The organism is Streptomyces sp. YGL11-2 (genome assembly GCF_050054615.1).
Lineage (GTDB): Bacteria > Actinomycetota > Actinomycetes > Streptomycetales > Streptomycetaceae > Streptomyces.
The window spans coordinates 1-7,580 of sequence record NZ_JBNHIN010000112.1; the positions used below are offsets into that span (position 1 = coordinate 1).

Annotated in this window: 9 protein-coding genes and 1 pseudogene; 3 read left to right on the forward strand and 7 right to left on the reverse strand. The window is 67.4% G+C overall.

Features of this window, described 5'->3' with window-relative positions; all coding sequences use genetic code 11:
* Positions 1-75 precede the first annotated feature (75 nt).
* The gene (locus tag ACO1BR_RS43380) at positions 76-822 is read left to right on the forward strand and encodes a Tn3 family transposase (protein ID WP_426800633.1); all 747 of its coding nucleotides are present in this window, start codon (positions 76-78) and stop codon (positions 820-822) included.
* 229 nt (positions 823-1,051) lie between these two features.
* On the opposite strand, the gene ACO1BR_RS43385 is transcribed toward ACO1BR_RS43380, so the two are convergent.
* Positions 1,052-1,813, reverse strand: coding sequence for a TetR/AcrR family transcriptional regulator (locus ACO1BR_RS43385; protein ID WP_426800634.1), 762 nt, complete (start codon positions 1,811-1,813; stop codon positions 1,052-1,054).
* A 144-nt stretch (positions 1,814-1,957) separates the two neighbouring features.
* Here ACO1BR_RS43385 and ACO1BR_RS43390 point away from each other — a divergent pair, with 144 nt between their 5' ends.
* Positions 1,958-3,091 (forward strand): FAD-dependent oxidoreductase, encoded by a 1,134-nt coding sequence (locus ACO1BR_RS43390; RefSeq protein WP_426800635.1) that lies wholly within the window; start codon positions 1,958-1,960, stop codon positions 3,089-3,091.
* Positions 3,092-3,264: 173 nt separating this feature from the next.
* On the opposite strand, the gene ACO1BR_RS43395 is transcribed toward ACO1BR_RS43390, so the two are convergent.
* From ACO1BR_RS43395 to ACO1BR_RS43420, 6 genes and pseudogenes are all read right to left on the reverse strand, one after another.
* The gene (locus ACO1BR_RS43395) at positions 3,265-4,044 is read right to left on the reverse strand and encodes a recombinase family protein (RefSeq protein WP_426800636.1); all 780 of its coding nucleotides are present in this window, start codon (positions 4,042-4,044) and stop codon (positions 3,265-3,267) included.
* A gap of 368 nt (positions 4,045-4,412) precedes the next feature.
* Positions 4,413-4,838, reverse strand: coding sequence for a DUF4267 domain-containing protein (locus ACO1BR_RS43400; protein WP_426800637.1), 426 nt, complete (start codon positions 4,836-4,838; stop codon positions 4,413-4,415).
* Positions 4,839-5,224: 386 nt separating this feature from the next.
* Positions 5,225-5,569: pseudogene (locus ACO1BR_RS43405) on the reverse strand (transposase); the annotation flags it as partial.
* Between the two features lie 64 nt (positions 5,570-5,633).
* Positions 5,634-6,020, reverse strand: a complete 387-nt coding sequence (locus tag ACO1BR_RS43410) for a VOC family protein (protein ID WP_426800638.1) — start codon at positions 6,018-6,020, stop codon at positions 5,634-5,636.
* A 131-nt stretch (positions 6,021-6,151) separates the two neighbouring features.
* Positions 6,152-6,502 (reverse strand): antibiotic biosynthesis monooxygenase family protein, encoded by a 351-nt coding sequence (locus tag ACO1BR_RS43415; protein ID WP_426800639.1) that lies wholly within the window; start codon positions 6,500-6,502, stop codon positions 6,152-6,154.
* Positions 6,503-6,683: 181 nt separating this feature from the next.
* Entirely contained in the window at positions 6,684-7,130 is a 447-nt protein-coding gene (locus tag ACO1BR_RS43420; protein WP_426800640.1) for an anthrone oxygenase family protein, read from the reverse strand.
* Positions 7,131-7,219: 89 nt separating this feature from the next.
* Between ACO1BR_RS43420 and ACO1BR_RS43425 the strand changes: the two genes are divergently transcribed.
* Positions 7,220-7,580, forward strand: a 361-nt coding sequence (locus tag ACO1BR_RS43425) for a TetR/AcrR family transcriptional regulator (RefSeq protein ID WP_426800641.1), incomplete at its 3' end; no start/stop codon positions are given.

A 7,580-nucleotide genomic window follows, 5' to 3' on the forward strand; every position in this document is an offset into this window, starting at 1 on the left:
ACGCGGAGCCCCGTTCGCCTACCCCGACTTCACCGAACCGCTTGACACCAGGCTCACCGGCCTAACTTCCCGGGCTTGGTCTTTACCCTTGCGCACCTGCTGGGCTTCGACTTGATGCCCAGGATCCGGAACTGGAAGGGCCTGACCTTCTACCGGCCGAGCAAGAAGAGCGAGTACGTGCACATCGACGCCCTGTTCGGCGAGCCGAGGAAGAACGTCGTCGACTGGGACCTGATCGAGTCCCAGTTCCGGCACCTGATGCGGGTGGCCGTCTCCGTCCGCGAGGGCGTCATCTCCTCGGCGACACTGCTCAAGCGGCTGCGGTCGGGGTCGCACAAGAACGCCACCTACACCGCATTCCGCGAGGTCGGACGCGTCATCCGCACCGTGCAACTACTGCGGTACCTGACGGACGCCCCACTTCGCCGACGGGTGACGGCGGCGACGAACAAGGTCGAGTCCTTCAACCGGTTCTCCCAGTGGGTCGGCTTCGGCAACCAGGGCGTCATCGCCGACAACGACCCCGTCGAGCAGGAGAAAGCGATGAAATTCAATGCCTTGTTGACGAACGCTGCGATCTTCCACAACGCCCTGGACATCGCCGAGATCGTCCGCCAACTCCTGGAGGAGGGATGGGAGATCGACCCGGAGGACCTGGCCCAGGTCTCCCCCTACGTGACCGAGCGCATCAAGCGGTTCGGTGAGTACAGCACCCACGAACTCGCCATCCAGCCCGAGGCGTACGACCCCAAGCTCGACGTCGACTTCACTCAGCTACGCGACCAGAAACCGGCCGCCTCCGGCTTCGGCACAGCGGCCTGAGCACCGAAGGACACCGTCGCGGCTGGCCTGGACCATCTGCCCTGGTGGCCCAAGCCAGCCGCGACGGCAGCAGCGACTTTCGGTAGCGCGGGCGCTCCAACGGATCCGCCGCCAGTCCGACCGACCGGACCTCTTCGACCGCCTCAACCGAGGCAGTCACGTCACTCATCAGATGCTACTTCCATGATCCGGAGTCACACCGATGCAGACCCGCCTCGGGCTGCGGCGTTCATCCGGCGGTGCCTGATGCCGGTGTCGGCTGGGGCTGGGGCTGGGGCTGGGTGAGGTTGTCCATTATCAGTCCGAGGGTGAACTCGAACCGGTCGTGTCCGGTGCCGGAGGTCAGCTCAGCGGCATAGCGTCGGGTCTGCGGAAACGTGTCGGCCGGCAGCGCGGTGAACCGGCGGATCAGCTCCTCGCGGCCAAGGACCCATTCCTGGTCCGGGTGTCTGCGCCGCTGCTGGACTAGCGACTGCTCCAAGGCGTAGGCGCTGACGTAGAGGGACAGCGCATCGAGCACCCAGGCGGCGCTCCGCGGTTCGATTCCGCCGGCGAGCAGGATCGCCAAAAGCCCTTCCTTGACCCGCAACGTGGAGAGGTTGGTCGGGACTACGCCCAGCGCGGCACGGGAGACTCCGGGGTATTTCAGGTACTGGTCGCGGATCTGCGCGTACACGTCGAGGATCTGCTTGCGCCACTTGGCCGGGTCCGGTTCGGGCAGCACGACCTCGGAGCAGAGCCGGCCGACGAGCAGATCGTCGATGTCCTCTTTGCTGACGATGTGCGCGTACAGCGACGACGGCCCGGTGCCGAGTACCGCGGCGACTCGACGGATGGTCAGTGCGTCGTAGCCCTCGGTGGCCACGACTTGCAGGGCGGCGTCGGTGATCCGGTCGACCGTGATGGGCTTCTTGCGCGGTGACGCCGCTGAGGGCTCCCCAGCGGGCTGGGCGTGACGAGCGGCTCGGCGTTGCCGGGGATCGGAGGGCATACCGATCACTATAGCTTGACACGATCTAAGTTCGCTAAGTAGAACTTAGATCGTGCCGCAGAACTAAGTTCGTATCTGCGTGGTTCACGTACCCCCTGCTCAGGTCCTGAGCAGGGCTCGGACAGTCTGTTCAGGAGGTGTGTGATGCGAGTTTCCGTTGCCGGGGCCGGCCTGGGGGGTCTGTGCTTGGCACAGGCCCTGCGTGGCGCCGGGATCGAGGTCGACGTGTACGAGCGGGACCCAGCGATCACCGCACGATTTCAGGGGTACCGGCTCGTACTGGATCCGGTCGGATTCGAGGCGCTGCGTAGCTGTCTGCCACAGCGTTGGCACCCGCTGCTGGACGCGGTCGTCAGTGACGCCTACGTTGAGCGACTGGCCCTGGACGCCCAGCTGAACAAGATCGGCGAACTCGGCCCCGCCAGGAGCGGGATCGTGGTTGACCGGCACGTACTCCGGCACCTGCTGCTGACCAGGCTCACTGTGCACACCGGGGCCGCACTGACCGGTTACGACGTGTTGGACAACGGCAGGGTCGAAGCCCGGTTCGCGCAACGCGATCCGGCAACCGCCGATCTGCTCGTCGGGGCGGACGGGGTCGGCTCCGCGGTTCGCCAGGCGCTGACGCCGCAGACCACCCCGACTGACACCGGCGTTCGGTTCGTCATCGGTCGCACGCCGCTAACGGAGCAGTTCGCCGGCCTCTCCCGGGCCTACGGCGGGAAGATCGTCGGGGGCGGAGTGAGTCTGCTGCTCGGGGCGATGCGGTTCCCCATTCCGCCAAAGGAAGCGGCGGAGAAACTGGCACCCGAAGTAACGCTCCCTGACATCCATGACTACGTGCGCTGGGCCATGGTCCTCCCGCCGAACAGCTCTCTCGGCACCTTGACGGCACAGGAGGCCGCGCTGTCGAGGATGAACAGTTGGCACCCGGACCTGCAGGCGCTCATCGAGCAGGCCGACCCGGACAACAGCACCCTGCTGTCCATCCGGGTGGTCGAGCCAGGTGAGCGCTGGGCGCCCGGTCCGGTCACGCTGCTCGGTGACGCTATCCACGCCACCTCTCCTACCGGCGGCAACGGTGCGAACACCGCCCTGCGCGATGCCGACCTGCTGGGCCGCTGCCTCATTGAGGCCGCCGGGGGCCGTCAAAATCTTCTCTCCGCGGTCGACAGCTACGAGCGGCAGATGTTCGAGTACGGGGGCGAGGCTGTTCGCCACAGCCTCGCCGCGCTACCCGCCTTCGTCCCGAACCCGGAACGACCCGAGCCGGCATAGGTTCAGAACCGGCCCCGGGGAACAACGGAACAGCGGTTGGCGCTAAGCGATTGATCTCGCGACGCTGGGGGCCAGGCCCTTGCGCTTGCCGGTGGGGATGATCAGGTCGGGCTGGATCTGCTCGACCGACTCGCCGTTCGCCCNCCCGGGGAACAACGGAACAGCGGTTGGCGCTAAGCGATTGATCTCGCGACGCTGGGGGCCAGGCCCTTGCGCTTGCCGGTGGGGATGATCAGGTCGGGCTGGATCTGCTCGACCGACTCGCCGTTCGCCCGGCGTCGGAGCACGGTGTGCAGCATGTCGTCGGTGATGACGGGTGGCCGGCCGCCGTGCTTGCCCTTGCGGGCCGCCGCGTCGAGTCCTTCGAGGGGCGACTCCCGGATGTTCTCCCGCTCGGTCTCCGCCATCGCCGCGAAGAACGCGAACAGCAGTCGGCCCGGCCCGCTGGGGTCGTACATCCCGGGCAGCGGTCCGGCGAGCATCTCCAGGACCAGGCCGTGGGCAGTGAGGTGGTCGGCGAGCGCGGTGAGTTCGGCGGCGTCGCGGCCCAGGCGCTTCATCTCGTACACGGTGAAGATGACCCGGCAGTGCGGGGCGTGGGCTTTGATCTGGCGAGCGAGTGCGAGCGCGGCCTCGAACCGCGGGCGGACCCGAACGCGGGTGCTGATCTTCTCGGAGAACACCTTGTCGCGCTCGATGCCGTGCTTGGCGAGCGCGTCGAGCTGGGACTGGAGTTCCTGAGTGAGCGTCGAGCACCTCGCGTACCCGATACGGATGTCGGCGGTCGGGGTGTCCGGCGCGAGGGCGAGCCGGACGGAGCTGCCAGGCCGCCACGGCTGGCCGGGGCCGCGGTCGGCCGGGGTGGGTACGCGCAGGAGCTTGGCGAGCCGGGGCACCTTGGTGAAGCGGCCGGTGTGGTAGTACCGGCGACCGCGCCGGAGCGCGAGCGGCACGGCGAGCCGGGCTCGGCCCGGCAGCGCGGGCAGAGGTGCCGCTCGACGTCGTCGGCGTCGTTCGGGGACGCCCCTTGAGGGACCGTCATGCCTCCGGATGCTGTCACCAACGATTCTCAGAAGTACCCCCGAACCCATCCTTGAGTGAGAACGAGTTTTGCGAACTGATCCCGCGTTTCGCGATCTCCGTACGGCGCTTCTCGATCTTGCTCGGACAAAGGCCCCTCGTTTATGAGAATCGGGGCAGGGGACGCGCTGCACCATCCCGGAGAAACGGGACCTGGCCGCCGCCCGCTGGAAGAAGATCGTGCGCCGCGCCTTTCCCGGCGGGCACTGACAGGCGCATACCGACACGCGCCAAGGTGGCGTTAGGCGGGCTGCGGGGCGGGCGTTGCCGGAGCGGCCGCGACCTTGCGGGTCTCGCGCATTATCAGCAGGCCGTTGACCACCATCAGTGTCGCGGTCAGGCAGTGGACGCCGAGCGCGGTGGCCACGGAGCCGTGGTGGGCCAGCACGGTGGCCATGTCGCCGTACGCAGCGAGGGCCTCCACCAGCAGCGCCCAGCCCAGCGCCCGGCGGTGGCCCGTCACCAGCAGGATGCCCAGGACCAGGGCCAAGACGACGTCGCGGATTCCCTTGATGATCAGGAAGCCGTCGCCGTCACCGGACGGCCACCTCGGCAGGCCGAAGCCCGGTGCCGTCGTCTCCGGGCTCAGGATGAACTCCGACCCGAACCAGAGGATGAAGAGGATGAAGGCGGCGGCCAGGACGGTGTTGATCTTCTTCAGCGACATTGCTCTTCTCCTTGCGAGTCTTCGTCGGCTTGGTGAGCTTCGTGGAGCTTGCTGAGTCGTGTGGGGCCTGATCAGGCCGCGCGGACGCGGCTGATCGAGGGGCACGGTTTGTCGGGATCACCGTTGTGGGATCTGAGCGGCAGGCGCATTCCCGGATGTCGGGATTTCGGTGGCCAGCTGCAGCCTGGGGAGTGGGGATTGTGCGCCACCGGCGCGGCGTCGGCCCGCGGGGGTCAGTAATCCGAAGCCCTGTCGGGCTCACCCCGACGGGGCGAAAGCCGTCGTGCATGTCGGGGCGGCTTTGGTATCAGGCGAGGGGGCGACCGGTTGGGCGGAGGCGGCGATGATGACGGTGACGCGGATGTAGTGGAGGCGGTCTCAGCGGTTCATCTGCTGCTTCCAGTCGGCGGGAGCGCGCCGGCGGTGACCGATGAGGCCGGGATGAACTGGTCGCTGGAGCGCCCGTTACGCCCGTGGACGTGGCAGAAGAGCCGCTCTGCCCAGCACGGCGCGTCCGAGCGCAGCCACGGTGACATGTCGACGGCCAGGACCAGCCGTCCGTCCGGAGAGCGCGGCAGTGGCAGCCCGGCCAGCAGCGCACGCATCCGATCGACCTCGATGCAGCGCCGGTTGAGATCGCCGTACGGCCCGCCGTGCCCCCGTCGGTGTTCGGGCAGCAGCGTCAGGTCGACCGGTGACGTCACCGGACCGTCCGCGCACATCACCGCGTCGGTCGCGACTCCGAACGCGATCCCGCCACCAGCGAAGCCATGATCCGCTGAGCCGCCATCGGCCTCACGACCCGGTGCCGCCCCGGGTGAGGAGTTCCATGAGATGTCCGTCGGGGTCGCGGAAGTAGGTGCCCCTGCGGCCTGCGGTGCGCTGGCTGTGATAGATCTGCCCAATTTCTTGGCATGCGGGATCGCCGTAGTAGGTGATTCCGCCGTGCTGGATGCGGGCGAGGGCGGCGTCGAACTCCTGCTCGCCGAGCATGAACGCGTAGTGATGTGGCTCGAAGTCGTCCAACTGGTCGTAGTCCAGGCTGACCTGGTTGGCCAGCGTGACCGGCGTGAAGTGCGCCACCGGCGGATCGACACTCAGGCCGAGGATCTCAGCCAGGAACTGCGCCGAGGCTTGCGGGTCACGGGCGGGGACGATGGTGTGATTCAGTTCCACGGTCATAGTGACTCCTCTTCAGGGACGGGGCTACGCGTGGTGGCGGTTTCGGCGACCCGGCATGGTGCATGGATGCGTGACTGCCCGGGGGAAGGCAGGGCTTCTCCGGCCGCCCTCCCCCGGCTACAGCTGCCGTGTCATACGTCGATCTGCTCGAAGATGTGCGGGTACGACACGATGTCGTCCGGGGACTCGGCCACCATGCGCTGGAACTCCGGACTGCCGAACGCCGTGGCGAGAGCCTCGGTCGACTCCCAGACCGCGACGTTCATCAGAAGTTGACTGTCCGCCGTTCCCTTGTGCATCTGCAGGGAGACGAATCCCGGCTGAGCCTTCATGAACTCCGCCTGCCTCCGAAAGAGGGTCAGGAACGCTTCAGTCCTCTCCTTCGGAACGACGAAGGTGTTGGCCAGGACGATGGGCCCGGTCTTCTCCTTGAACTGCGCGAACATCGGCGTATTCGGGTCGAGACTCTGCAGCTTGGCCATTCTCGGCACTTCCTCTCGCTATCGGTCAATGGGTGTCGCTGGCGCCCGCGTCCTGGGGATACCAGCGGAGTTCGAAGGTGTTGGTGTCCGGGTCCTGAATGTAGATGGAGGTGGCGGTGCCGCACTTCGGGCGCACGGCCGAGCGGTTGCGGCCGATGACCGGGCGGGTGAGCCCGCGGGCTCAGGTGAGGGCGGCGACCAGCAGGGTGAAGGCGGCGATGATGACGGCGACGCGGGCGTAGTGGAAGCGGGCCCAGCGGTTCATCTGCTCCTTCCAGTCCTCGGGTCGGTTCTCGGGAGTCCACGTCTTGTTCCGGTTGTTGATCGGGACGAGCAGCAGGAGCGACATGATCACGCTGAGGATCAGCAGCGCGCCGGCGGTGACGACGAGGCCGGTGCCGTGGTGGTGCCATCCGGCGATGGCCCAGATCGCGACGAGGACGAGCGAGGTGATGTACCAGACCGGCATCGCGGCGCCGAGCATCCGGCCCCCGTGGGCGTGGCCGAGTTGGCCGCTGTCCTCGGGGAGGGCGTTGAGGATCGGGTTGAGGACGAAGAGGACGGAGAACTCCACCCCCACCATCAGGCCGAGGACCACTGTGGTGACGACCTCGAGTGCGCTGAGCATGATGACCCCCTGGCATCTAGTGTTGCTAGCTGTTGAGGCAACGCTAGTACTACCGCCGCTCGATTGTCTAGCGGTGCTAGGATCGAATCATGTCGGTACAGGAACGCAAGCAGCGCGAACGGGCGGAGCGCGAACGCCTCATCGTGGCGACGGCCCGCGAACTCGCCGAGCAGCAGGGCTGGGACGCGGTCACCACCCGCCGGCTCGCCGAGCGCATCGAATACAGTCAGCCCGTCCTCTACAGCCACTTCCGCGGCAAGCGCGAGATCATCGGCGCCGTCGCCCTCGAAGGCGCCACCGAGATGGCCACGTCGGTGCGGGCCGCGACCGCCGGCGCGGACGGCCCGCGCGAGCGAGTCGCCGCCCTCGCCCGTGCCTACCTCGACTTCGCCGCACGCAACCCGGCGGTCTACGACGCGATGTTCCAGCTCGACGGCGGCCTGGCGTTCG

Coding starts and splice junctions, on each gene's coding strand:
- ACO1BR_RS43385 (WP_426800634.1), bottom strand. CDS start 1,813: ATGCCCTCCGATCCCCGGCAACGCCGAGCCGCTCGTCACGCCCAGCCC.
- ACO1BR_RS43390 (WP_426800635.1), top strand. CDS start 1,958: ATGCGAGTTTCCGTTGCCGGGGCCGGCCTGGGGGGTCTGTGCTTGGCA.
- ACO1BR_RS43400 (WP_426800637.1), bottom strand. CDS start 4,838: ATGTCGCTGAAGAAGATCAACACCGTCCTGGCCGCCGCCTTCATCCTC.
- ACO1BR_RS43410 (WP_426800638.1), bottom strand. CDS start 6,020: ATGACCGTGGAACTGAATCACACCATCGTCCCCGCCCGTGACCCGCAA.
- ACO1BR_RS43415 (WP_426800639.1), bottom strand. CDS start 6,502: ATGGCCAAGCTGCAGAGTCTCGACCCGAATACGCCGATGTTCGCGCAG.
- ACO1BR_RS43420 (WP_426800640.1), bottom strand. CDS start 7,130: ATGCTCAGCGCACTCGAGGTCGTCACCACAGTGGTCCTCGGCCTGATG.